The organism is Prochlorococcus marinus (genome assembly GCF_001180245.1).
Lineage (GTDB): Bacteria > Cyanobacteriota > Cyanobacteriia > PCC-6307 > Cyanobiaceae > Prochlorococcus_A > Prochlorococcus_A marinus_F.
Window position 1 is genome coordinate 1 of record NZ_CVSV01000118.1, and the last position, 327, is coordinate 327.

Annotated in this window: 1 pseudogene; it reads left to right on the forward strand. The window is 22.9% G+C overall.

Going from position 1 to position 327, the window contains the following annotated elements:
• Positions 1-223 precede the first annotated feature (223 nt).
• A pseudogene (locus tag AMO19_RS08770) lies at positions 224-327 on the forward strand (high light inducible protein); the annotation flags it as partial.

Genomic DNA, 327 nt, shown 5'->3' on the forward strand with positions numbered 1-327 from the left:
TTTGGCAAACGAACTATTTTATAAAGATAAATATTCCATATTTTTAAGGAATTTTTAGATACCAAATATCAAATGCTTTTCTTTAAATTAGTTTTGATTAGAAGTAGCTATATTTTCCCTTGAAATTTTTTAACGATTATTTGGCTATTAAATAATAGAATGCTTAATTAACCTATTTGGCCTTTTTATTTTTTAGTATATAAGATATTTATTTCTAATAATAATGCGTAAGTTTAAAGATAACTTTTCAAGCGAAAGTTTTTATCCAGATAGTAATTATTATCTTGACCAAGATAATACTCCAAAAGAGGACTCAATTTCAAAAGA